The organism is Paenibacillus sp. FSL R10-2748 (assembly GCF_038005565.1).
In the GTDB taxonomy this organism is placed as follows: domain Bacteria; phylum Bacillota; class Bacilli; order Paenibacillales; family Paenibacillaceae; genus Paenibacillus; species Paenibacillus polymyxa_B.
The window spans coordinates 83,784-109,289 of record NZ_JBBOTK010000009.1 but is presented as its reverse complement, the minus strand read 5'-3'; the positions used below and the strand labels follow the sequence as shown (position 1 = coordinate 109,289).

Annotated in this window: 23 protein-coding genes; 5 read left to right on the top strand and 18 right to left on the bottom strand. The window is 48.1% G+C overall.

Features of this window, described 5'->3' with window-relative positions; all coding sequences use genetic code 11:
- Positions 1 to 99: 99 nt before the first annotated feature.
- A complete protein-coding gene (locus NSS66_RS22655) occupies positions 100 to 2,010 on the bottom strand; it encodes a bifunctional 2',3'-cyclic-nucleotide 2'-phosphodiesterase/3'-nucleotidase (protein ID WP_076160685.1) in 1,911 nt (636 codons plus the stop codon).
- A gap of 252 nt (positions 2,011 to 2,262) precedes the next feature.
- On the opposite strand from NSS66_RS22655, the gene NSS66_RS22650 reads away from it, so the two are divergent.
- From NSS66_RS22650 to phnE (NSS66_RS22635), 4 genes are all read left to right on the top strand, one after another.
- On the top strand, positions 2,263 to 3,231 hold the full coding sequence (locus NSS66_RS22650; RefSeq protein ID WP_025722520.1) for a phosphate/phosphite/phosphonate ABC transporter substrate-binding protein: 969 nt from the start codon (positions 2,263 to 2,265) through the stop codon (positions 3,229 to 3,231).
- Between the two features lie 133 nt (positions 3,232 to 3,364).
- Complete coding sequence (gene phnC, locus NSS66_RS22645) at positions 3,365 to 4,135, top strand: phosphonate ABC transporter ATP-binding protein (protein ID WP_023990372.1); 771 nt, start codon at positions 3,365 to 3,367, stop codon at positions 4,133 to 4,135.
- The gene (gene phnE, locus NSS66_RS22640) at positions 4,132 to 4,986 is read left to right on the top strand and encodes a phosphonate ABC transporter, permease protein PhnE (protein ID WP_034095097.1); all 855 of its coding nucleotides are present in this window, start codon (positions 4,132 to 4,134) and stop codon (positions 4,984 to 4,986) included. The genes phnC and phnE (NSS66_RS22640) overlap by 4 nt, the downstream gene beginning before the upstream one ends.
- Entirely contained in the window at positions 4,983 to 5,780 is a 798-nt protein-coding gene (gene phnE / locus NSS66_RS22635) for a phosphonate ABC transporter, permease protein PhnE (protein ID WP_013312028.1), read from the top strand. Before phnE (NSS66_RS22640) ends, phnE (NSS66_RS22635) begins: the two co-directional genes overlap by 4 nt.
- Before the next feature lie 85 nt (positions 5,781 to 5,865).
- On the opposite strand, the gene NSS66_RS22630 is transcribed toward phnE (NSS66_RS22635), so the two are convergent.
- The 14 genes from NSS66_RS22630 to NSS66_RS22565 form a co-directional block, all read right to left on the bottom strand.
- The gene (locus NSS66_RS22630; RefSeq protein ID WP_071558218.1) at positions 5,866 to 6,996 is read right to left on the bottom strand and encodes an aminotransferase class V-fold PLP-dependent enzyme; all 1,131 of its coding nucleotides are present in this window, start codon (positions 6,994 to 6,996) and stop codon (positions 5,866 to 5,868) included.
- Positions 6,997 to 7,158: 162 nt separating this feature from the next.
- Complete coding sequence (gene cysW, locus NSS66_RS22625) at positions 7,159 to 8,034, bottom strand: sulfate ABC transporter permease subunit CysW (RefSeq protein WP_013312030.1); 876 nt, start codon at positions 8,032 to 8,034, stop codon at positions 7,159 to 7,161.
- A 79-nt stretch (positions 8,035 to 8,113) separates the two neighbouring features.
- The gene (gene cysT / locus NSS66_RS22620) at positions 8,114 to 8,947 is read right to left on the bottom strand and encodes a sulfate ABC transporter permease subunit CysT (protein ID WP_053326130.1); all 834 of its coding nucleotides are present in this window, start codon (positions 8,945 to 8,947) and stop codon (positions 8,114 to 8,116) included.
- A 78-nt stretch (positions 8,948 to 9,025) separates the two neighbouring features.
- Positions 9,026 to 10,090 (bottom strand): sulfate ABC transporter substrate-binding protein, encoded by a 1,065-nt coding sequence (locus NSS66_RS22615; RefSeq protein WP_023990376.1) that lies wholly within the window; start codon positions 10,088 to 10,090, stop codon positions 9,026 to 9,028.
- A 354-nt stretch (positions 10,091 to 10,444) separates the two neighbouring features.
- A complete protein-coding gene (locus NSS66_RS22610; protein ID WP_053326131.1) occupies positions 10,445 to 11,128 on the bottom strand; it encodes a hypothetical protein in 684 nt (227 codons plus the stop codon).
- A 116-nt stretch (positions 11,129 to 11,244) separates the two neighbouring features.
- Complete coding sequence (locus tag NSS66_RS22605; protein ID WP_226887835.1) at positions 11,245 to 11,433, bottom strand: hypothetical protein; 189 nt, start codon at positions 11,431 to 11,433, stop codon at positions 11,245 to 11,247.
- 120 nt (positions 11,434 to 11,553) lie between these two features.
- Positions 11,554 to 12,603: a leucine-rich repeat domain-containing protein gene (locus tag NSS66_RS22600; protein ID WP_076295669.1), complete on the bottom strand. Its 1,050-nt coding sequence runs from the start codon at positions 12,601 to 12,603 to the stop codon at positions 11,554 to 11,556.
- A 134-nt stretch (positions 12,604 to 12,737) separates the two neighbouring features.
- Entirely contained in the window at positions 12,738 to 14,039 is a 1,302-nt protein-coding gene (locus NSS66_RS22595; protein WP_028541785.1) for a pyrimidine-nucleoside phosphorylase, read from the bottom strand.
- A 32-nt stretch (positions 14,040 to 14,071) separates the two neighbouring features.
- Entirely contained in the window at positions 14,072 to 14,779 is a 708-nt protein-coding gene (deoD, locus tag NSS66_RS22590; RefSeq protein ID WP_023990381.1) for a purine-nucleoside phosphorylase, read from the bottom strand.
- Positions 14,780 to 14,870: 91 nt separating this feature from the next.
- Entirely contained in the window at positions 14,871 to 16,055 is a 1,185-nt protein-coding gene (gene deoB, locus NSS66_RS22585; protein ID WP_193217090.1) for a phosphopentomutase, read from the bottom strand.
- A 29-nt stretch (positions 16,056 to 16,084) separates the two neighbouring features.
- Entirely contained in the window at positions 16,085 to 17,263 is a 1,179-nt protein-coding gene (locus NSS66_RS22580) for a NupC/NupG family nucleoside CNT transporter (RefSeq protein WP_023990383.1), read from the bottom strand.
- 75 nt (positions 17,264 to 17,338) lie between these two features.
- Positions 17,339 to 17,734 carry a cytidine deaminase gene (locus NSS66_RS22575; protein WP_023990384.1) on the bottom strand — a complete coding sequence of 132 codons (396 nt, stop codon included), beginning with the start codon at positions 17,732 to 17,734 and terminating at the stop codon, positions 17,339 to 17,341.
- Positions 17,735 to 17,764: 30 nt separating this feature from the next.
- Positions 17,765 to 18,427: a deoxyribose-phosphate aldolase gene (gene deoC, locus NSS66_RS22570; RefSeq protein ID WP_025722509.1), complete on the bottom strand. Its 663-nt coding sequence runs from the start codon at positions 18,425 to 18,427 to the stop codon at positions 17,765 to 17,767.
- Positions 18,428 to 18,636: 209 nt separating this feature from the next.
- Positions 18,637 to 19,572 (bottom strand): sugar-binding transcriptional regulator, encoded by a 936-nt coding sequence (locus NSS66_RS22565; protein WP_023990386.1) that lies wholly within the window; start codon positions 19,570 to 19,572, stop codon positions 18,637 to 18,639.
- 275 nt (positions 19,573 to 19,847) lie between these two features.
- Here NSS66_RS22565 and NSS66_RS22560 point away from each other — a divergent pair, with 275 nt between their 5' ends.
- The gene (locus NSS66_RS22560) at positions 19,848 to 20,261 is read left to right on the top strand and encodes a chemotaxis protein CheW (protein ID WP_023990387.1); all 414 of its coding nucleotides are present in this window, start codon (positions 19,848 to 19,850) and stop codon (positions 20,259 to 20,261) included.
- Between the two features lie 60 nt (positions 20,262 to 20,321).
- Here the strand turns inward: NSS66_RS22560 and NSS66_RS22555 are convergent, their stop codons facing one another.
- The 3 genes from NSS66_RS22555 to NSS66_RS22545 all read right to left on the bottom strand — a co-directional run bounded on the left by NSS66_RS22555 (position 20,322) and on the right by NSS66_RS22545 (position 25,195).
- On the bottom strand, positions 20,322 to 21,440 hold the full coding sequence (locus tag NSS66_RS22555) for a slipin family protein (protein ID WP_104495595.1): 1,119 nt from the start codon (positions 21,438 to 21,440) through the stop codon (positions 20,322 to 20,324).
- 345 nt (positions 21,441 to 21,785) lie between these two features.
- Complete coding sequence (locus tag NSS66_RS22550) at positions 21,786 to 21,923, bottom strand: hypothetical protein (protein WP_155990463.1); 138 nt, start codon at positions 21,921 to 21,923, stop codon at positions 21,786 to 21,788.
- A gap of 353 nt (positions 21,924 to 22,276) precedes the next feature.
- A complete protein-coding gene (locus NSS66_RS22545; protein ID WP_340959821.1) occupies positions 22,277 to 25,195 on the bottom strand; it encodes a glycosyl hydrolase in 2,919 nt (972 codons plus the stop codon).
- Positions 25,196 to 25,506: the final 311 nt, after the last annotated feature.

The following is a 25,506-nucleotide window of genomic DNA, read 5'->3' as shown; positions in this document are numbered from 1 at the left end:
TTTAAAACTGTTTTATGAAAAAAGACCGTCCTCTGTGGGACAGTCTTTTTCTATTATTTTGATGCTGTGGACTTATAGGACAAAAACAAGTTAGCAGTTTTACCGTGAACGTCCGAAATCGAGGGCAAACTTAGCGTATCCCTCTACCGTTAACCCTTCATAAAGCAACTCCGAATAGGCATTAGCGGCATCCGTTGCTTGCGGTGAGGTCAGGAAGGTCACATGCGGACGCCCTGACCATGGGGCGAGGGACCAATGGCCATCAGCTTTTGGCGTCAACGTCTTCATATGCCGCACGTATTCAGTCAGCACATGACGGTTCTCATCCGGTGAAGCAAGTATGATTCGCTCTCCACCCGGATTGACCAGCGCAGAGGAAAACGCGCGATAGTTATTCGTAACAACCAGATAATTTCGCTGCATATCCATCGGTTCGTCATCAAAAGACATCTGAATGATTCTGTGTGCATCTGGGTCCTTTAGGCCCCCGTCAGCATCATATCTGGCTGGCTGTGTTACATCAATCTGATACCTGATGCCGTCGATGATATCGAAATTAAAGCTTGGAAAATCAGAATTAATCAGCTCTTGCTCTTGTTCTGCTGAAGGATCAATTTGCCGGAATTGTCCAGCAGACCACTCCAGCCATTCCCGGATTTCCGTTCCGCTCAGCCGAACGACATGCAACGTATTCGGAAAATTGTACAGATCGGCGATATGCTTGATCGCCAACGTCCCCGCCGGAATATGGGTATAGTACGATGGGCCATATCTGCCACCTGTTTTAAAAGGAGCTGCTGCCGACAGAACGGGCAATCCTTCGTGCTCGCTCCCTTGCATCTGCTGCTTCACATACCACATTTGCGCATCATTCACGAGCTGAACCGAAGCATCATCCATCACCTGAGCAAAAAAGCTGTTCACCGCCACCGTCGTCTGACCTACAGGTGCACGAATATACTCCAGTGTTCCGGCGTGCTCTTCTGCTACCGCCAGCTGAATGGCAGTATCCGGTTGTACCAGCGCTTCCTTGCGTATCGGATCATACACCGGGCGTACCTCGGCAGCAGATGCAGCCACTTGCCACTTCTCTCCACTAAAGGTCAGCTCCAGATCAATGATACCCAGATGATCCCCCCAAAAGCCCGGCTCCACTGCTGGGATATCGTGGATGGTACCTCGCTCTACATCAACACCTGTTTTCCCCATAAACGAAGGTCCGGGAAATACTTTATGTGCATGACCAAACACAATGGCATCGATCCCTTCCACCCTGCTCAGATGCAGCACCCCATTTTCCATATCAAGCGTTTCGGGAATATCCTCAAAGCCTGCATGGGGCATAGCAATGATGAGATCGGCTCCCGCCGCCTTCATTTGTGGAATAAACCGTCTTGCCGTTTCCAGCATATCTTTGACGATGATTTTCCCCTCCAGCCACGCCTTGTCCCATTGCATAATTTGCGGAGGGACAAAGCCGATGACTCCCACCTTCAACAGATGCTTACCACCTGCTTCATCCTCTACCGTCTTATCCAGCAATAGATAAGGTGTAAAGTAATTTCGTTCTTGTTCTCCCGCTATATAAATGTTGGCATTCACATAAGGAAATTGCGCTCCTCGAAGGCAAGTCTGCAAGTATTCCAGTCCATAGTTAAATTCATGATTCCCGATATTGCCTGCCTCATACCCAAGCAGATTCATAGCTTTATAGGCGGGATGCACCGCGCCTGGGTCCTGTTGGATTCGCTGTACAGCATAATCTCCCATCGGATTCCCCTGAATCACATCTCCGTTATCCAGCAGCAGGTGATTGGGTACCTCCGCCCGGGCTATTTGAATCAAGCTGGCTGTTTGCGCCAGACCGTAATGCAGCGTCTCCTGATCCGTATAATAATCGTAATTCCACAAGCTGACATGCAAATCGGTTGTAACCATAATGCGGAATTTCACTCTCACAAGGCTTACATTGTCCTGGTCTGCCTTTTCGTTAATATCCAAAATATCCAATCTTGTTCTCTCCCTCAGCTTCGGTCATAGAGCTTGAACAAGTCTAACAGAGCACTGTTAAGAGAATGTTAAAATAAGTATTTTGCATAAATCCAGAAAATGGTTTTAAGCATACGATAAATTTTACATCATTTTTACCAAAGTCAGGAGTGGTTTTTACCCTAGCTACGGGACTAGCTGTTAAGATTTGGTTTGTCACAGCATTTACAGGTTTTTTATTATCGTTATCACTATGTTTAGGGGGAAATTATTTTGTTCAAAAAAGCACTGACCTTGTGCATGACCTTCACACTGGCAGCGGGTCTAGCCGCTTGTGGCTCCAATGCAAGCAATAACAACAGCGCGTCCACTCCGGGTACAGATGGCTCTAAAAACGAAAGCACAGCCTATGTTCCTAAGGAGTTAAAGGTACAGTTCGTTCCTTCTCAAAATGCAGATACGCTCGAAGCCAAAGCCAAACCGCTCGAAAATCTACTGGGTGACAAGCTTGGAATCCCGGTGAAAGTAACGGTATCTCCTGACTACAATACGATTGTGGAAGCCATGTCTTCCAAACAGGTAGATGTAGGATTCCTTCCGCCGAATGCTTATGTACTGGCCCACGATAACCGTAAAGCAGCCGACTTGCTGTTGCAAGCTCAACGCTACGGAATTGAAGATGCTACAGGTAAGGACACGACTGAAAAAGTAAACTTTTATAAAGCAATGATCGTGGTGAAAAAGGATTCTCCGATTCAAAGTCTAGCTGATCTGAAAGGCAAGAAGGTTGGCTGGCAAAATGTAACCTCCTCCGCAGGCTACGTGTACCCTGCAGCAGAGCTGAAAAAAGCTGGCGTGGACCCGGATACGGATGTGCAGGGTGTGACAATCAAAGGCCACGATGCTGCTATTCTGGCGTTGCTGAACGGTCAAGTTGATGCGGTAGCTGTTTTCCAGGATGCACGTAACACGGTGAAGAAGGAAATCCCGGATGTATTTGAAAAAACTCGCGTCATTCATTACACAGCTAAAATTCCAAATGATACCGTCAGCGTACGTTCTGATATGGATCAAGCGTGGAGAGACAAGATCAGCCAAGCCTTTATTGACATCGCCAAAGATCCTGCAGGCGGCGAAATCATTAAAGAGATTTACACCCATGTAGGTTATGAAAAGGGCGACGATAAAAACTTCGACTCTGTGCGTGAATACGCCGAAGCCGTTGGTCAAGCGGTTAAGTAATCGGAACAAACAAGGTACTTTAATGAAGTAACAGCTACGAAACAGGCTTTACGAATGACAGGGCAGCACCGTCCATGTATTCATGGCGGTGTTGTTTTCATTCCACCCCATCGGGGGAGAAAGTTGGGAGCATATGATCGAATTCCGTAACGTATCGAAAACATACCCGAATGGCACCAAAGGGTTGAACAATATTAATTTGACGATTCAGGAGGGAGAAATGGTCGTCATTGTCGGCTTATCCGGTGCAGGTAAGTCTACCCTGCTGCGTTCCATTAACCGACTGCATGACATTACGTCCGGCGACATTGTCGTGGGTGGCAGGTCCGTCACGTCTGCTGGAAGCAGCGAGCTGCGGCGCATTCGCCGTGATATCGGCATGATCTTTCAAAGTTTCAATCTGGTTAAGCGTTCGACGGTGCTCCGCAATGTACTTTCCGGCCGCGTCGGCTATCATTCAACGCTGCGAACCATTCTCGGCCTCTTTCCGAAGGAAGATATCGAACTGGCACTAACAGCGCTGGAGCGCGTGAACATCCGCGAAAAGGCCTACAGCCGGGCAGATGAGCTGTCTGGTGGCCAACAGCAGCGCGTATCCATCGCCCGTGCTCTGGCGCAGGAGGCTAAAATCATTCTGGCGGACGAGCCTGTCGCATCGCTGGATCCGCTGACCACCCGCCAGGTCATGGATGACCTTCAGCGGATCAACCGTGAAATGCAGATTACGACCATCGTCAATCTGCATTTCATTGATCTCGCGCGCGAATATGCAACGCGGATCATCGGATTGCGCGCCGGGGAAGTGGTCTTTGACGGCACACCGGAGGAGGCTACGGATGAGGCCTTTGCGGAGATCTACGGCCGGGCCATCAAGCATGATGAGCTGCTGGGAGTGGGATCATGAAGCCCGACTCTACTGCCCAGCCGCTCTCTTCGACGCAACCGTCACCGCATGCTGGACCGCCGCAGCCTGGCAAGACGCCCGCAGGGCCACCTTTGCCAGGACGTTACAAGCGTTATGCCACCTGGATGATTTTTATCGTGGTGCTGGTAGCCTGCTCCATTCATACGGATGCCACACCGTACCAGTTGATCGTCGGCTTGCCGGAGATGGGCAAATTGTTGGGTGAAATGTTTCCACCCGACTGGAGCTACTTGCCTACCATCTGGAAACCGATGCTGGAAACGATCCAGATCGCCATTGTTGGCACGACACTGGGAGCCATATTGGCGATCCCTGTCGCGTTGCTGTGTGCCTATAATGTGATGCCGCGCAAGCTGATTTCGCTGCCGATGCGCACGATCCTGAATCTAGTACGGACGATTCCCGATTTGCTGTTTGCTTCGATCTTTGTGGCGGTGTTCGGCATCGGGCCGTTTGCAGGGATGCTCGCCCTGCTCTTCTTCTCCTTTGGCATCATAGCCAAGCTGACCTTTGAGGCGATTGAAGCCATTGATCCCGGGCCGCTGGAAGCCATGACCGCTGTTGGCGCGAGCCGCATTCAAGTCATCGCCTTTGGTGTGGTTCCGCAGGCTCTTCCTTATTTTGTGTCGTACTTGCTGTATACCTTTGAGGTTAATGTACGCGCAGCTTCCGTTCTGGGCCTGGTCGGGGCTGGCGGTATCGGTCTGTTGCTTGACCGTTCTCTGGGGCTGTTCCGATATGATCGGGCAAGCATCATTATTCTACTGACCCTCGTCATCGTCCTTGCGATTGATTACGGCAGTAACCTGCTACGGAGGAAATTATTATGAATGATCCTACGCTTCGCAGACCTATTGGCTCCCGCCTGCGCCTATGGGCGATAGCTATTCTGCTAATCATCATTTATATTTGGGCTTTTCGCGGGATGCAGTTTGAAGGATTACAGGGGACGGCTAAAAGTGTCTCTGTCGCTATATTGGACGGCTTCCTTCATCCCGACTGGTCGTTCGTCTACATCCCTGAAGGAGAGGATTTGCTGCGCGGGTTGCTGGATACGCTGGTCATTTCAGTGCTCGGAACCTTCGTATCCGCATTTGTCTGCCTTCCGTTCGCCTTTTGGGCGTCCAGCAATATGACCCGTCTGCGTCCCTTATCGGGTAGCGGGAAATTTGTGCTTAGTGTCATCCGGGTATTTCCCGAAATGATCGTCGCCATCTTGTTTATCAAAGCCGTTGGACCCGGCTCGTTTGCGGGTGTGCTTGCCCTCGGCATTCACTCCATCGGCATGCTGGCGAAGCTTTTCTCGGAAACGATCGAAAGTGTCGATCACGGGCCACAGGAAGCTTTGATCGCGTGCGGTGCCAATCGTTGGCAGGTGATCTTCTTCGCCGTGCTACCACAGGTGATTCCACAGTTTCTTTCGTATTCGCTTTACCGTTTTGAAATTAATATCCGTTCTGCTACCACGCTCGGTCTGGTCGGTGCAGGTGGTATCGGTACTCCGCTACTATTTGCACTCCAAATGCGCAACTGGAACCGTGTAGGCGTTATTTTGCTAGGCATTGTGGTTCTGATCATTTTGACGGATCTGATTTCCGGCTGGCTGCGCAAACGGATCGTATAATTAGAACTCTAAACGCCCAAAAAGCCTCTCCTGTGTAAAAAGGGACATGTCATGCTCCCATTCACTCGGAAGAGGCTTTTGTCGTTCAACGTCTCCCTGCCAATTCATCTATGACCCGTCGGACTTCCTCAGCCGTATTGTAAAAATGAGGAGCCACACGGATAACATCCTTTCGTGCTGAAACGATCATATTTTGGCTTCTCAAATTCCTCTCCACAGCCGACACGTCGGCTACTTCAACAGCGAGCAAGCTTGGTAATGTGCCTCCCCTGTAAGGTACACGTATGTGTAGCCCTTTGCGCCGTCCATATTCAACGGAAAAATCCAACAACTCACTCATATAGGCCTGAATATTCGTGACTCCAATCTCTAGCAGCAGCTTTAAAGCCGCATTGGCGGCAAAAATGCTAATAAAAGAAGGCAATCCCGTCTCAAAGCGTCGGGCTCCCGCCGCCGGAAACGGGTGAGCAATATCAAACCGGGAAGCAGGCTCCTGCCCAAGCCAGCCTGTAAGACGGGGCTTGAAGCGGTCTATTCGGTCCTTGCTTACATAAAGAAAAGCCACGCCCGGAATTCCCAGCATATATTTGCGGGCTCCCGCGACCAAAATATCTACGCCCATTGCCTTAACGTCCACTGGAACGATCCCTGCAGACTGATAAGCATCCACAAACAGCAACGCCTGATTTCGGTGAGCTATATCTGCAATGGATTTTAAATCCTGCTGAAATCCGTTGGTATAGTTCACTTGTGACACCATAACGAGCGCAGTTTTCTCCGTAACATGCTCCTCATACTGCTCTATCGTCACTTCTCCCTCGATGGAGGGGATACAGCAGATGTGATCATGGAACATCTCCTGTGCCTGCCAGATGTGTCCCACCGTCGGAAAGTCGGTGTCCGCATACACAATGCCTTCTTTTCCCGGTACATAAGGAAGGGCTGTAGCCACCCCAGCAATCGCCTCAGAGGCTGAGGACAGGACCGCAATTTCGTCAGACTCCGCCCCGATGAGCTTGGCAAAATGCCCTCTGGCCTCCTCCAAACGTGCCATAGATAGATCGCCGTTATGACCGTGTTGCAGCAAACTTCGATGATATTCCTCAATGGCAGCGGAAACCGGCCTCGATACGGCCCCCTGGGAACAGCTTCCTACATGGATATGTGAGGATAGCACTGGAAACAGCTGACGGTAGGACTGAAACGGATGTTTCATTTTTCCCTTCGCTCCTCCTGGGCACACCAACGTGCCTTGATATGATCATTTTATTATCCATATAAGCCACCTTAGAACAAGGGCCTCTCTTCCCATCTTCTCGCCGTTAACAGACGATAGACGCAAAGAGAGGCCCTGAGGGATCATATACAAAATCATAAATTAATGCACGCGTTTGCGTCCAAACCAGCTTTTAAGTACCAAGGTTGCCAGAGCAAGTAACAACAACAACGAGGCCACCGCAAAAGATGCCGAGAACTGATATTCGTTATACAAAATTTCTACATGCAGCGGCAGTGTATTCGTCTCTCCACGGATATGTCCAGAAACGACGGACACTGCACCGAACTCACCCATGGCTCGCGCATTACACAAAATGATGCCATACAGCAGACCCCACTTGATGTTTGGCAGCGTCACTTTCCAGAAAATGCGCCAGCCGCGCGCGCCCAGCATGACCGCCGCTTCTTCCTCCTGCTGTCCCTGATCTTCCATCATTGGAATGAGTTCTCGCGCCACAAATGGAAAGGTGATGAACAGCGTCGCTAAAATAATACCAGGCAAAGCAAATATAATTTTAATATCATGCTCGTCCAACCACGGTCCAAGCCAGCCCTGTGCGCCGAACACTAATACATACATCAGCCCTCCGACGACAGGAGAGATGGCAAAGGGTAAATCAATTAAGGTGACCAGCAAGCCTTTGCCGCGAAATTGAAATTTCGTGATCAGCCAAGCGGCAGCTACACCAAATACCGTATTCAGCGGTACCGTTATCGCTGCCACCAGCAGCGTCAACCGCAATGCGGACATGGCATCCGGGTCCCGTAACGCTTCGACGTATACGCCCCATCCTTGCTTGAGTGCTTCGGTAAGCACGACGATTAGCGGCAATACCAGCACCCAGAGCAAAGCTAAAAAAGCAGCACCAATCAGCGTCCACTTCACCCAAGCGGCCTCGGTCGTGACCCTGTTGGGCGGTGCAGATGAAGGCACTGGTGCAGAAGCAAGCTCCTGCCCAGTTATCGCTTGTGACATAATCTATCCCTCCTTAGAACGTGGATATCATGCGCAGCCCTGCATGTTAACATTAGATAGTCACATTAGACAGTTGCGTTTAGGCAGTACGCCGTCGTGACCAGCGCTGAATGCTGTTAATCACGAGTAACAGCAAGAATGAAATTACCAACAGCATCAACGCTACTGCCGTAGCTCCTGCATAGTCATTTTGCTCCAGCTTGGACATTATGAGCAGTGGAGCAATTTCCGTCTTCATCGGCATATTGCCAGAGATGAAGACGACAGAACCATACTCGCCAATGCCACGGGCAAAGGCGAGCGCAAAACCCGTCAGCAGCGGTGGCACCAGCTCCGGTACAATAACGCTGCAGAAGATACGCCATCTGCCAGCTCCCAGCGTAGCAGCGACCTCCTCCTCATCCTTGTCCAGCTCCTCCAGCACCGGCTGCACTGTCCGTACAACGAACGGAATGCCAATAAACATCAATGCTAGCGTAATCCCCGTCTGTGAGTACGCCATCCTCCATCCAAGCGGTTCAAACAATGAACCGATCCAGCCGTTCTGTGCATACAGAGCAGTCAAAGCAACCCCTGCTACCGCAGTAGGCAAAGCAAAGGGCAGATCAATCACCGCATCAAAAAGTCGTTTTCCCGGAAACTCATAACGCACCAGCACCCAAGCTATCAATAAACCGAGAAACAGGTCGATCAGCGCCGCAGCCGCAGCACACAAAAAGCTTACCTTGTAGGAAGCCAGCACCCTGACATCAGTCGCCACGTCCCAAAATTTCTCCCACGTCAGTCCAGTTGAATTCAGAAGCAGTGCCGATAAAGGCACCAGCACCACCAGACTGAGATACAGCACACTATAACCCATTGTTAACCCGAACCCGGGAAGTACGCGTTTTCGAGTGGCTTGCACTTGACTCATGTTCTGTCCATCCCTCTCTGAATCCATTCACTATGACACTTGCGGCTACCGACCCAATCCCTACACAGTCCACCTATTTTATGAACTGCCGGGTACATAAATCTGGTCAAAAATGCCCTTGTCGCTGAAATGCTTCTGCTGCGTCTCCTTCCATGTCCCGAATACATCCTTCAAGGTCACGAGCTCCAATTTAGGAAATTGATCCTTGAACTTTGCCGTCACGCTCTCCAGTGTTGGGCGATAATAATTTTCGGCAGCAATGGTCTGCCCTTCTTCACTGTACAAATATTTCAGGTATGCGTCCGCCACCTCGCGTGTACCTTTTTTATCTACCACCTTATCAACTACCGCTACCGGTGGTTCCGCCAAAATACTGATCGACGGATACACGATATCGAATTTGTCCGCACCCAGCTCCTTCACCGAGAGCAGTGCTTCATTTTCCCAAGCGATCAGTACATCGCCAATTCCACGCTCTACGAAAGTCGTTGTCGCTCCACGTGCTCCGCTATCCAGTACCGGCACATGCTTATACAGCTCCTGTACAAACTGCTGGGCCTTGGCTTCATCGTTATTGTTCTTCTTGAGCGCATAGGCCCAGGCTGCAAGATAGTTCCAACGTGCTCCACCCGAAGTTTTAGGATTCGGTGTAATAACTTGCACATCGCCACGGATTAAATCGTCCCAGTCCTTAATCCCTTTCGGGTTCCCTTTGCGTACCAGTAACACGATGGTTGAAGTGTACGGGGCGCTGTTATGCTCATATTTACTTTGCCACCCCTCTTTAACGAGTCCTTTTTCCTGTAGCGCATCAATATCATAACCCAGGGCCAGAGTTACCACGTCCGCGTCCAGTCCGTCCTGCACAGAACGACTTTGCTTGCCAGATCCTCCGTGAGATTGCTTGATCGTAACCTTCTGCCCTTTCTCCTTCTCCCAATGGGCGGCAAATGCTTTATTATATGCCTCATACAGCTCACGGGTCGGATCATAAGAAACATTGAGTAACTCCACGTCCTTGGAACCGGCAGCAGAGCTACCATCCGCCTGCGTCCCTCCCTTGCTTGCCCCGCAAGCGCTTAGCATAATCGTTAAAACCAAAGATAGTCCGAGAATAAGTCCACTTTTCCATTGCCTCTTCATCAAGACACCCCGAATTCTATGTAATTTGTATTCATTTACGCCTGTTATTGACAGACATAATCAAAAAAAGAGCGGAGAATTCCCTGATGCAGCCCTGATAGGTCAAACCTGTCACGTGGACAGTGTCTGCCTGCTGTTCCTAGAGGTTCTCCGCCAAAATGGCGAGATCATACATTAATTCTTTAATTCCTACCTGTTTAATGAGTTATATGGATATAATACGAGAGTTTAGGAGTGATGTCAAACCTTTTTTTGGTATGTATCATCTGGACTTTTCTTTCTTTAAGGGGGGGCAGTCAGAAACATTATATATGTTTCCGACCGTTTAGAGGTCATTTACACACGAAGTACGACTTAGTTGGCAACCGTTTCAAGATTAATCGAAAAGACTCCAAAAAGCTTCGGATTGTCCGTAGCTCTTCTCAACCACAGTTCACCCGATCCCACCATGACTCCCTGATAATTAACAAACAAATCATCTGTCTTTTGATTCACCAGCGCCTCGCGAATTGCGTCCGTAAAAATCTGATCATACTTGGCCATAAAATCTTTCTTATTCGGAATCGTTAGCGACTTTTCACTATCATTAACACGCAGAGGGTACAAAATATAATTGGCCACTTTTTCCTTGTCATTGTCGGCAACTGCCTTCTGCAGCGCTTTGAACGTGTTCAAAAACGCTTTAGGATCTTGAATACCTGCTACCTCAAATGGATTTTGCGATGGATTGGAGGTTGCCGGAGAAGAAGATGTATCTGATGAAGCAGATGGAGCCGAAGGAGTTGATTTTTGTGCATCAGTACCGCTGTTTTCTGCACTCTTGCTCTCTTTCGCTGTTTTGTCACTTTGGGCTGAACCGCTACGACTACCACCGGCTCCGTTCTCGATCACGCTTGTACTGCTTCCAGTATCAATGGTTTCAGCATTCTTATCCTGACCACAGCCAGTAAGTGCTACAAAGGTAAGTGTAAGTAAAATGGCTGTGAGTGACAGCCTCCGTGACATCTTTTGATTACCGAATTCATGGTTTTTGGGCACAACGGGTCATCCTTTCTGCTTTCTGCTCTGACCTATTCTGTTCATTAAGTCTTCAACCGTTCTATTGTAACATAAGTAGACTAATGACCGCATGTCGTGCCCTTTCTGGAAGGAGCTTACAGTGTAATATATGCGAAGGTTTTAACGTTTCCTTGCGATCCATCGTCCGTACTTACTTTTAAAATCATCTCTTTTAAGGAGTCATTTGCAGCTTCATCCTGTCCCTCTGGCTTTACAAACACCAGATCGTGGCGTTCTCCCGGCTGCAACGTTCGGCTGGAAAACCCGCTCGTTGTACCTTGCAAGTCTAATCCATTCGCACTATTGAGCTTGTATTGTATGGGTTGCTTACCTGTATTCTTGATACTGATGTATAACTTGCGTTCCTCTCCACCATTTGATTTCCTCCTCTTCTTATCTTTCCTTCAGTCGTCACCGTGATTGCACAGATGGAACGGCTTATCTTCTATAAGGAAGCGATTCAGCCAGGTCATTTTATATATAAAATCGGGTGCCGATTCGATGAATCCATTCACAATGTTCAAGGAGCGTAGATTTTTCAGGTTTTGTAATTCAGGAGGCAACGTACGGATTCCGCTATACTGGATATCCAGATACTCCAGTTGTTGCAGCTCTCCGATTTCAGGAGGCAAATGCCGAAATACCAGCTCCGCCTTGGGAATCACTTTGAAATCTGGGGCCGGACGATCATAGCATCCACAGCTGATCCTCAGGTTTTTGAGATGGGTCAGCTTGGCAATGTCAGCGGGTAGCTCTTCCAAATCCGCTACTTGTATCGTCAGTGACTCCAACGATTCCAATTCGAACAAAGCGTGCGGTAGTGTTCGTATATCCTGCTCGAAAATAGTCAGATGCTTCAGGGAATACAATTCTCTAATCCGTTCCGGTATCTCCCTCAAGCCAAACCCCATAAGCTCTACTCGATCCGGTTGATGCCGAATAGCATCGTCCAGAAAAATATCTATATTCTGATGATATTCAGGTTTGTGAATAAACACACCAGGTATAAGCTTCTCCAATTCATCCGCTTCTTCTGTAGCCATGTTTAGTCCACCTATTCGTTCGTGAGCTATGTTAATGATCCAATCCCTTCCCTCCGCATTCTGGAAGCACAAATCCTCAGGTAATTGGGGATGTACCCAGGAAAACAAACTAGACGCCGCCTGCTTTAATAATCCCCCTGCCTCGGGCGCACACTGGTATCGGTAAAATGTTCCTTGTGTGTAGGCAATGGAATGGATGCCCCTAATTTCCTCATAGGAGTGTGTGGACAGCATAAAAGGATTCAATTGCTGTAACAATTCCTTGAACAGGACATCCTGGTCGATCACTCCATTCTCATCCTCTGTCGCCCATTTATGTATGCCCAGCATAAACGTGTCTGCCCGTTCCATAGCATAATCAATCAGTCTTTCATAGGCTGCTCCCCGGACATCGCTGTATAATCTGAACATGTCTCTCCCCCTCTGTGCAACCCTCGGCCTTACAATAAAAAAAGCCGAACTCATATCTATTATGAGTCCGGCTGTCATATTTTTCAAACTTGATCAAAGACACTCAACACGACTTTATAAATATGGCTTATCGCTTACTCTGTCACTGTTCCGTAGATTAGTACTGGCGCTTCCGCGTGATCCGCAATACGGATGTTGGCGTAGATTTTCTCCAGCACTTGGGCTACATCTTCACGGTTCGCATGGATAGTAACCAGTGAATCGCCTTTTTGAACAGCATCCCCGACCTTTTTGTTCAGCATCAAGCCTACAGCCAGATCAATCTCGGATTCTTTGGTCGCACGTCCTGCTCCAAGCAACATCGCTGCGGTACCGATTTCGTCAGCCACGATTTCAGCTACCACACCGTCCTGCTTCGCTGGCACCTCAATAAGATACTGTGCTTGCGGCAAGCGTTCAGGATGATCCACTACAGAAGCGTCACCGCCCTGATTCGCAATAAACTCTTTGAATTTCTCAAGTGCTTTGCCATTGCGAATGACTTCTTTGAGCTTCTCTTTGGCGTTTTCGAGAGATTCTGCTTTCCCTGCCAAAAACACCATCTGACTGCCCAAAGCCATACACAGCTCTTCCAGATCTTTTGGTCCTTCGCCACGCAGCGTATCAATCGCTTCTTTCACTTCCAGCGAATTACCGATGGCCAGACCCAGCGGTTGACTCATATCGGAAATGACTGCCATCGTTTTGCGACCCACATTGTTACCGATGCTCACCATAGCATGTGCCAGTGCTTTGGCATCATCTACGGTTTTCATAAATGCGCCTGCACCTGTTTTTACATCAAGCACGATGGCATCGGAGCCGGCAGCGATTTTCTTACTCATAATCGAGCTGGCAATCAGCGGAATCGAGTTGACCGTCGCTGTAACGTCACGCAAGGCATACAGCTTTTTGTCCGCAGGTGTCAGGTTGCCGCTTTGTCCGATGACCGCAATTTTGCTGCGATTCACCAAATCCACAAATTCGTCCTTGCTGATTTCGACGTGGAAGCCTGCAATAGCTTCCAGCTTGTCGATCGTTCCTCCGGTATGTCCGAGGCCGCGGCCTGACATTTTGGCTACCGGAATATCCAAGGCCGCTACGAGCGGAGCCAGTACCAGCGTTGTCGTATCACCCACACCGCCAGTGGAATGCTTATCGACCTTTACACCTTCAATCGCGGACAGATCAATGGTATCACCCGAATGAACCATCGCCATCGTCAGATCAGCGCGTTCGCGTTCAGTCATATCTTTGAAGAAAATGGACATCGCCAATGCACTGACTTGATAATCAGGAATTTCACCCTGAGTGTAGCCTTGGATAATAAAATTAATTTCCTCTGTACTCAGTTCTTTTCCGTCACGTTTTTTCTCAATCAAGTCTACCATTCTCATATGTCATTTCTCCTCACTGTGCGTATGATCGTTTACAGAGATACTGCTGTATCCAGTGCAACTTCCATCATTTCTTTAAAAGTTGTTTGCCGTTCTTCTGCGGTCGTTTCTTCCCCCGTCAGCAAATGATCGCTTACCGTCAGAATCGTCAGTGCGTTTACACCAAACTTGGCTGCCAACGTGTATAAAGCCGAAGTTTCCATTTCTACACCCAGCACGCCGTATTCCATCAGCTTTTGTACCACTGATTTGTCATCACGGTAGAAGCTGTCTGAGCTGAATACATTGCCGACATGCATGTTCAAGCCTTTGGCAACACCGCGATCATAAGCGCCCTTCAATAGATTGAAGCTGGCAATCGGCGAGTAATCGTAGCCGCCAAAGATATGGCGGTTCATGCCGGAATCCGTACAGGATGCCTGTGCCAAAATGACGTCACGAACGTGCACATGCTCCTTCATTCCGCCGCATGTACCCACGCGGAACAGGTTTTTCACACCATATTCGCTAATCAGTTCGTTGACATAAATACTGATAGATGGCAGCCCCATCCCGGTTCCCTGTACAGATAGGCGTTTGCCTTGGTACGTCCCCGTGAATCCGAGCATTCCGCGAACCTCGTTGTAGCAGGTCACGTCCTCCAGATACGTTTCAGCAATAAACTTAGCCCGTAACGGGTCTCCTGGCAGCAAAATCGTTTCTGCAATTTCTCCGGGTTTGGCTCCAATGTGTACACTCATGTTTTTTTATTCCTCCGTCCCATTTGTCCATGCTTGTATCGTTATTTATATCGTTACTAGTAATCCTGCTTGTACTCTTGCTGGTCCTTGATTACTGAAGGTCTGCCAAAAAGCTCGTTCCGTGTTCAGGCAGTTTCACACCAAAGTTATCCGCCACGGTCGCTCCAATATCAGCAAAGGTTTTACGAACCGCAAGCTCCTTGCCCCCAGCTGTAAAACGCGGGGAATATGCCAGCAAAGGTACATATTCGCGGGTGTGATCCGTTCCCCGATACGTCGGGTCATTCCCATGGTCCGCAGTGATGATTAGCAGATCGTCATCGGTCATTTTGGCAAAAACCTCTGGCAGACGCGCATCGTAATCGTCCAAGGCTTGACCATACCCCTGCGGATCACGACGGTGACCGTATACAGCGTCAAAGTCCACCAAATTCAGAAAACTTAATCCGGTGAAATCCTCATCGAGCGTAGCCACCAGCTTATCCATGCCGTCCATATTGGACACCGTACGCACCGCCTTCGTCACACCCTCACCGTCATAAATGTCGGAGATTTTACCCAAGGCGATCACATCTAGACCTGCATCCTTCAGCTCGTTCATGGTGGTGCGACCAAACGGTTTGAGCGCATAATCATGTCGGTTGGAGGTACGAGAGAAGTTCCCTGCCTCGCCTACGAACGGACGTGCAATAATGCGACCCAGCATGTACGGATCTTCCAGCGTGATTTTACGGCAGAACTCGCAAATCTCATAGAGCTCTTTCAAAGGTACAACTTCCTCATGCGCCGCAATTTGCAGCACAGAGTCCGCCGAGGTATAGATGATGAGCGCTCCAGTTTTCACGTGTTCTTCGCCCAGCTCATCCATGATTTCCGTTCCGCTGGCCGGCTTATTGCCAATAACTTTGCGGCCTGTGTGCTCCTCAATGCGCTGAATCAGCTCATCCGGGAACCCATCAGGAAATACACGGAAAGGAACAGCAATATTCAAGCCCATGATTTCCCAATGACCCGTCATCGTATCCTTGCCATTGGACGCTTCCTGCATCTTAGTGTAATACGCAAGCGGCTTGTCGGCCGCTGCCACACCTTCTATGGAACGAATATTGGATAGACCGAGCTTACCCATATTCGGCATCTTTAGACCACCGCGTTCGCGGGCAATATGACCGAGTGTATCTACATCGTAATCATCAAACTGGGCAGCATCCGGCGCTTCGCCGATACCAACCGAGTCCATAACCACCAAGTGAATTCGTTTGAATTTAGACATCATAAAAATCCTTTCCTAACTCGCTGTTTTTTTTACAAAAACAACCCTGCAATCGTTGCCGACAGCACGCTAACCAGCGTTGCCCCGTACAACAGCTTCAGACCAAAGCGGGCCACCACATTTCCTTGTTTTTCATGCAAACCCTTCACAGCCCCGGAAATGATACCGATGGATGAGAAGTTAGCAAAGGATACGAGGAATACCGATACGATCCCGACCGTGCGCTCCGACAAGCCTGTTTGCTTGGTCAGATCAAGCATGGCCACGAATTCGTTGGACACGAGTTTGGTAGCCATAATGCTGCCCGCCTGAACGGCTTCGTTCCACGGAATACCCATGACAAAAGCGAAAGGCGCAAACACATATCCAAGCAGCGCCTGAAAGCTGATTCCAAACAACCAAGAGAAAATCCCGTTAACCATGGCAATCAGCGCCACAAAACCGATCAGCATTGCAGCTACCGTAATAGCAACCTTGAAACCGTCCATAATATATTCCCCGAGCATTTCGAAGAAGGACTGCTTCTCTTCCTCCTGAACCTCCAGTAAATCGTCTTCCTTCTCAATCTTGTACGGATTAATAATGGAAGCGATAATAAAGCCGCCGAATAGGTTCAATACCAAAGCTGTGACCACATATTTGGGATTTAACATTTGCATGTAAGCTCCCACAATCGACATGGACACCGTAGACATCGCAGACGCACACAGTGTATACAACCGATGTTTTGGCAGCAGACCAATTTGCTTCTTAACGGAAATAAACACCTCGGATTGACCCAAGATAGCCGAAGCTACAGCGTTGTAGGATTCCAGTTTACCCATTCCGTTTACTTTGCTCAAGACAAGCCCGATATATTTAATAATAAAAGGTAACACTTTTACATATTGCAATATACCAATCAGCGCAGATATGAACACGATTGGCAGCAGTACACCGATAAAGAACGGTGCTGCTCCTTCATTCGCAATTCCGCCAAAAACAAAGTTAATCCCTTCAGTTGCATATGCCAAAAGACTATTAAAACCTTTTGCAAAGCCTTTGACCAGAAATTCGCCAATTCCTGTATTCAGCAATACGAAAGCAAGCGCTGCTTGCAAAACAACCATAACTATCAGCGGACGATACCTGATTTTACGCTTGTCACTGCTGGCAACGTAAGTAAGTGCAAATACAACGAGCAGTCCCACCAGAGCGATTACATATTTCATTTAATTTCCCCCTCATTACATTAAGCGCTTACATTCCCCGTAAAAAGAATGCGCTCCAAAGAGGCATTCTTTTTTTTATTTCCCCAGATCCGCAGGTCGAAAAGCACCCGGCAGTAATTGATCCACCGTCCACTCTTCCGTGTTGCCATGAAGGTTTGTCAGATAAATTTTGGTATCTTGATGAGCAAATTCGGAAATAACCTGACGACAGGCCCCACATGGAGACACAGGCCCTTCCGTATCAGCTACTATCGCAATCGAATCAATTTGACGGCAGCCTTCGGATACCATTTTGAAAATCGCTGTCCGCTCTGCACAATTGCATAAGCCGTAGGAGGCATTTTCCACATTACATCCGTGATAAATCGTGCCATCGCTTCCGAGAACCGCAGCACCCACCTGAAAATTCGAATACGGAACGTATGCCTGTTTACGCGCCTCAAGCGCTTTCTGAATCAATTGATCCTTCATCGCGAATCCCTCCATGACTTTAAAATAAACTTAGTAGGAAGATGTAGACTGCTCGCCCTCGATGATCTTCACACCGGAACTTGCACCGATCCGACTTGCGCCAGCTTCTACTAATTTTTGCACGTCTTCCAGGCTGCGTACACCGCCTGAAGCCTTGACACCAATCTCAGGTCCTACCGTTTTGCGCATCAAAGCCACATCTTCCGCAGTAGCTCCACCTGTTGAGAAGCCTGTCGAGGTTTTCACAAAATTCGCTCCCGCTTTGACGGACAGCTCACATGCCAGTACCTTCTCTTCGTCTGTTAGCAGGCATGTTTCGATAATCACTTTTACCAGTGTACCGGCAGCTGCCTCCACGACCGCACGGATGTCCTGCTCGACGAGCTGTACATCACGTGCCTTCAAAGCGCCTATGTTAATAACCATATCGATTTCAGTCGCACCGTTAGCAATAGCATCTTTCGTTTCAAATGCTTTCGTTGCGGACGTGCTCGCTCCCAGCGGGAAACCGATAACTGTACAGATAGCTACTCCTGTGCCTGCGAGCTGTTCTGCTGCATAAGCTACCCATGTCGGGTTCACACATACAGAAGCAAACTGATATTTTTTTGCCTCGGCAGTCAATTTCGTAAATTCATCCTTCGTCGCATCTGCACGCAACAATGTATGGTCGATTAATGCTGCAATGTTCATATCTAAAAGCTCCTTCATTAGATAAATAGTGTGAAGACAAAAGTCCTTTATTTCTCTGTGATGAGACCATCATAGCACGCCTTTGAACATATGTAAAACACATTTTGAAATTATGTTCAAGCTTATGCGCAAGGCGTCACCCACAATTCATATTACCCTGTAGGGAAACGCCATAACCGTGTATTTTGCTGGATTGAGAAAGACTTGCTCTATTGTAAAAGTGCTTGTGCCGTAAACTGATCTGTCACCAAAATATTCGCATACTTGCCACGCAGCGATGCCCGAATGGCCTCCACTTTACGCTGGCCTCCAGCGACGAGAATGGACTTCTCCTTCTTTCGCAAATCAGGCAAATCAATCCCGACGGTACGGCTATTGATTTCCTGACTGCATATGTTGCCCTCAGCGTCAAAAAAGCGCGAGCAAATATCGCCCTTGCCGATTCTTTGCAGTAGCTTCTGCTCTTCTCCGTTAAAATAGCCCAATCGGAACAGCAATGCATCCTCCTTGACCGTACCCACCGTAAACACAGCGATGTTCGCCTGCTTGCCAAGTTCAATGATACGCTGGATATGCCGATCCTCCTCGACCATTTTCTTAACGGCGTGACTGTCGAAAATCACAGGCAGCGGCAAATACCGTGCTATGGTATGAAAGGCTTCTGCGAACAAATTCACGGTTTCCACGGCATATGTGTTGACATGCGAATGGCTCACGCCTCCTTTGAGCTGAACCACCTCAACTCCCTTGACCTGCTTTTGCTGGAGATGAAGCGCTACGGCATGCATCGTTGTTCCCCATGTCACTCCAATAATATCAGCATCCTGTACCGTTTCATGCAAATAATCGGCTGCTTTTTTGCTAATATGCTTCTTGATCTCCTGATATTCATTTAACGGCGAATAACAGACTAACACGGTATCCAGTCCGTACTTCTTCTTCACCTGCTCTCCGAGCGCGTCCATATCCTCCATCGGGTCCACAATACTGATCCGCACGTATCCCTGTTCCTTGGCAGCCTGCAGTAACCGCGATACCGTAGGACGCGAAACCCCGAGTCTGACCGCGATATCTTGCTGACTGTAGTCGTTTAGATAGTATAATCTGGCTGCCTCGATACTTAATCGCTGCTTTTCATGATCCATTCTACCTCAACCCGCTTATCTTAAAATGTAGTGCCAGCGGACACAGCTTTAGTCCCAAACATTATATATGAAGGGAAACTTGAAGCCACGCCTTGGCCGTATAGTTGTTAATTTGGAAGATTTAACTGCTCGTTTGTGATATTCTGTGATTAACTACAACTACTTTACCGCATCCTCAACTTTATCGTTCCATCTGTCAAAACGCAATAGTTAACCCATTTTACCGCTCATTCACAACCTGTGATGGCTTATCTGAATATGTAAGGAGAATTGCTATGTCTGAATTTATTGTGTGCAGTCTGGCGGACAAAAAGTTCGCGTTAAACTTTGTGGAAGTAGAAGAAGTCATGAATGCCAAAAAAGGAACGCCTCTTCCCTTTTCCGAGGCGTGGCATGAAGGAATGGTGACTATTCGCGGCAACGTATTTACGATCCTTAATTTACGCAAAAAGCTGTTTCTTCCTGCATCAAGCGATTCCGCCGAGGACAAAATGATTTTGCTCAGCCGTGCGAAGATTGCTCTGCTTGTCGATCAGGTAGAGGACACGGCTTCTGCCGAGGACAGTCAGCTACAAAGCAATGAGGAAGAGTGGCAGCGCGAGTTGTTCCCTACTGTGATGGAGCATCAGGGTACCCTCATTCCGGTGATCGATATGGACGCTTTTCTTGCATCCACCAAGACGAACTAAAACGCAAAATACTCCCAAACCTTGAGCCGGCTTGCACTCATCGTTCGGGAGTATTTTCAGTTATTGGAGTCCCTGCCCCTCTTTCATGTGAACCAGCGTGTTCAGCTGCTCCAGTAACGTATTTCCGCCAGTCAGCGAAATCGTGCCAATCTTCTCGCAGATTTTTTCCATGAATTCCAGTTCTTTAAGACGATAGAGGGTGGCATTCTCGTCCATCAGCTTGGCCGTATTGAGCAGACTACGAGTGGATGCCGTCTCTTCACGTCGTGTGATGAGGTTGGCCTGTGCCTTCTTCTCTGCCAACAGCACGGTATTCAGAATATCCTTAATATCCCCCGGCAAAATAATATCCTTCACCCCAGCTGACGTAAAAGTCACTCCATATTCGCCACTCTGCTCATTCAGTCGAGTCAAAACATATTCCGCAATCTCTTGCTTCATTTTCAGCAAATCATCCAGCTTCATCGTGCCAACGTATTCGCGTAGCAGCAGTTGAAGCATAATATACATTTGTTCCTCGTATGCCCGGAATTCCAACGCCCGCAACGGGTCGATGATACGGTACTGACAGACGAAGTTGAGGCGCAGCGTGATTTTGTCCTCTGTCATGATTTCCTGTCCCATCAGGTCCATCTGCTGTTGTCGCATATCTATCGTTTTGATCTCTGTATTCACTGTGGACATCCAGAAATAATATTTTCCTGGTTTCAGCTCACCCTGCAACACATTATCGTAATATAAAAATCCCAATTCATAGCTGCCCACCTGAAGTGCCTTCCAGAAGCCCGGTGTCTTGGACAAGAATGCTTGCCCCAATGCCTTATCAATCGCAGGCTGCCGAGTATCTGCACGAACAAAACGATGTTTCTTGAGCATGTTCCAAAAAGCATATTTCCCTGCCGTCAGTAGCTCCACAAATCGATTATCCTCATAATGCAACACATATTCATGGTCCTCTACATCAATGACATTCAATTGCTCAAGCAATAGGGGATCTGTCAAAAACAAACGAATGTCATGATCAGGTACAAAAAATGGTTCGGCTACATTCAAAATTTCAACTGCTTCCTGCTGAAATGTCTTCAATAGGTAAGTTCCTGGGTGCAACAACTTGTGGTAGCTTCCTTTTTTGAACAGCAGCCCGCGCTCATCAGATTTAATCGTTATCTTTTTAAACATCGTATCACTCCTAGTATTTAAAATCCTCAACTTAAAAATGTACATTTCCGCGTGTAGCGGCTTCACGGTCCATTTGATCTTCCGATCGCTGTTGCTACTGAATTTTTAGAATGGATAAACCCGTTAAAGGGTTAAATTCAGTGGGAAAGGCGAACGCTTCGCTTCTTCAGATTCAAATGGTCCGCTCCGCTGATTCGCATGTTATAGTAAACACACATTTTTAAAATGAGGATTTTTTATTTTTATTTGTTGTAGTAGGGTTAGTGACCCTTGCAGAGCATCCCTTCGGTGTGGACGGCGGGGTCAAGCTTAAGGAAAAAGAAAGATACCGCCTGTTTCCGTGTTCTAGGGATGGAATTCATCAGCCCAACATCGATTGTGAATCTGTATCCCCGAAGCCTCGAACCCTGTCGGCGCTTGCTCTCTCCGGTATCCGCTGGCCGCATAGCCATCGCCCCGGTACCTGTCATCGAGACCAGACATGGGATGCTCTTATCCGGGTCTTTTCATTGTTTTTATTCGATCATTCGAATACTCTACCAGAAGTCGCGTGGAAGGCGATTGGGAATTGAACCCTAATGTTGGTGGATACATCAGAATTACAGGATACCTGACCCCATCAGGGCAGGCACTGCGGGACCTTTGGAAATCCTCGCCTCGGTAATATCTTCCTGTATCAGCCTTTATCATTATCGCGCAACCTGGAACTCACGAACATGGCGAAAGTATTACGACCCTATAAAAAAACAAAAAAAGACACAGGAGAAGCGTATTTGCTTCCCTTGTGTCTTTCTTTCTATAGTTAACTGTCGCGTTCGTATCTTAGGCCTGATCCACTAGGATGTTTTTTCGAAAACGGGATCAACGCTCGGTAGTGGAAGTTGTGGAACGTCTGTCGTTGTAGAAGCGGTCTGCTGGTGTGTATAGCTGAATGAAGGGGTCTCGTATTGCAATCCCGCCTTTTCATAGGTAAACCAATAGCTGACAGCCTTCCCAATATCGAGGTCTGTAACCCGCTGCTCCCAGACACCGCCGTTGTTTGTCATTCGGTAATTGAGCTGTTGTCCACCCGTTAAAGTATAATGCACGTCAACATAGGCCGAGGCTGTTTTGGGTGTAAATTGAAGCAATGCTTCATGATCGCTGACAAAGCGAGCTCCTACTTTATAATCCTCCGTTTCTCCACCACCCTCATTACCGCCAGATGCTGGGTCTGTCGTTACCCCTACCGCATTGCTTGCTGCAGATAGGTTACCAGCTTCATCGCGAGCCTTAACGGTAAAGCTGTAAGTGGAAGCTGCATTCAGCCCTGTAATTGAAGCGGAAGTACCGCTTATCTCTGCTGCCTGAGCCCCGTTCTTATAAACGATATAACCCGTAACGCCAACATTGTCTGTAGCTGCATCCCACTCCAGAGTGACTACCGAAGCCGTTTTGGTCGTAGCTCGAACATTCGCCGGGATGGATGGAGCCTCTGTATCAGGTTGCGGATTGCCACCGCCGCTCCCATTTCCGGTATTAAAGCTATTCGGCTGCACGGTAATACTGTGCCCATCTGAGAAGGTTACTGTTTTGACTTGGTTTGTAAAATTGTAGGCCACATAAGTTTTTACACCGTTTTTATGAAATAAGGCATAAATAGGTGAATTAGCAGTGATGCTGCGGTCGATGTTGCCTAAAGCATCCAAATTGTAGATCCAGTGGTAGGCATTCGCCTTGGAATTCCCCGCTTCCGGTGTCATGGCCGCTACGCGTGCACTGAATTTGGCCTTGGCATCGGACGGGTCCGAGATCGCTCTGTACATATACACAATATCTTCCCATGGACTGAAATTCCCACCGCTTTTTCGCAGCAGATCGTTATAATTTTTAGCTGCATAATCTGAATACTGCGTCAGATACAAGGAAGCCGAGGTGATCGGTAGCCAGTTGATACCATGCACCTCTGCGGCATTATTGGTCCACCATGTTGCATTCCCTACGGTTTTACCACCCCAGATCATGCTTGCCGTCGCGCTTTGCATCCCTGCAGGGGTGTTTGTGCCATGCACATCAAACCAGTATTCGTTAATCGCATTCATTTCCGTTGTGTATAGATAGATGCCCAGATCACGAGTTTGAGTATTTCCCGTCGCCTCGCCCCATAAAATAAGACCTGCCCAAGCATTCATCGCTTCCGAGGAGGATTCATTGTTGTTGCCATCACCAAATTTGGCATGGCCGGAAGCCCAGGTGTGCCCGGCATAGGGATCAAAATTACGCAAATACGGAAATTTCGAATCAGACCTGTCGGTATTGGCGATGTCACGAATGAGCAACTGTACCATCTGCCCCCATTGGGAATTGGATGCCCAGCTCTTGTCCACACGTGCAATTTCGGCCGCGGCCTTGATAAAGTATCCATAATGGAAGTGATGGTCATTTAATTCTACCGCACTGCCAAAGCTGTCGGGATAACCGATCAACGTCCCCCAATTGTTGTTATACACAAATAGACTGGAGCTTTTCAGATTACCCGAGCTGTCACTGGCCTTAAACCAGTCCTGCAGCCGGCTTTTGATCTCATTGCGGAACTGGGTCGCTGCTGCGGTATTGCCAGCCTGGTCGGCAATCGGCGCCAGCGCTGCTAGCTTGCCCAGACGTTTTCCAGTCCAGTACGTGTCTCTATCGCCGGAGTAGACTTCCGCTTTCGCTTCGTCTATATAACTGTTGAGCGTATTTTTATCGTAGGACCCCAAGTCGGGCAGGGAAGGCAGTACCCCTGTAAACTTCATTTTCGTTTGAAAAGAAGCACCTTCTGCTGTTTTCATCAGACCGCGTACAGAATTGTACGTATAGCCTAGCAGGGGTTGTGATGAATTTTTCCACTGATGCGGGTATAAGGCAAAAATAGTACCGCTTTGCGTGCCTTCCTTCGCTGTTGTCGCAACAGTAAAGGTGGTCGTCACTTCGGAAGAGGCTTCGTTATAGCTGTACTGTGCTTTGGAGTTTGTAACGAAAGAATAGGCGTATTGCTGAAATTTGTCCAATGTCGCGGTTGCTTTGTCAGGCAAAGCGGCCACTGTAAAATAGTTTTTCCCGTTCAATTGATTGATCAGAGTACTCGTTCCGAGGCCAGACCAGGTGCTGCCGGAAGGACCAAACAGACCATAATGTGAGCCATTAACCGTAATGCCAAGCACAGGGGAACTAGCTGACCCAGACCAAACCTCTGGCACCCCATTAAATGAAAGCTTGGGATTGCCACCGCCAAACTCAAAAAAAACATAGGGGGAGCCGTGTCCATAGGTAGCACTCATTTTATTGCTGCCGCTTTGAAATAATGATTTGACAAACCAGTCGCTGAAACCGTCCACCTTGGCATCAGGAAATGAAGCGCTTACAGAATGACCGACGGAAAAATCGTTCACATCATCCATCCAACCTGCGATGTATCCCGGATTTACCGTAATTTTCCCACTCGGGTTAAAGATGCGTAAACCGTTTTGCTGATTTTTCAAGGCAAGGGGATGCGGATATTGAGCCTCGGAGTACGGTACCCAGGCGAGGCTGCTCCACCAGTCATTGGTAGGCATTGGGCTGTTTACATTCGCTGTTTTGTAAATCTCGTTTTGCGGTGTTGCTGCTCCGGCAGGTAGTGTGGTTGAATATGAGCCAGCGCCTTGTGTGACCTCACCCGAAAAGGCTTTAGTAGAAACCGGTGCAGCTAAAAATATCAGACTGGCACTTAACAAGCATAATAACGTTTTTTTCACAACCTACATCCTCCTTTGAATTCTATAATCCCTTTCACTGCAAGGCTTTTCCCTTCTCTTCCAAGTTGATTTCAACTTCATTGTGCTTGATCTCAATTTCCAGGTCAATCCTTTTATTTCTATATTCTAACTAAACGAGGCTAAAGTCTCTAAAAATACATAAGAAACCAGGACGAAAAACCCAAGCATGTGTAATTATGTTATCTCGAATTCACCCCATTAGACATTTACCCTATGAGTTATTCACCCCATTAATCATTCACCCTAATAAACGTTTAGTATATAAAAAAAGAATCCTCCAGGCCTTGTAG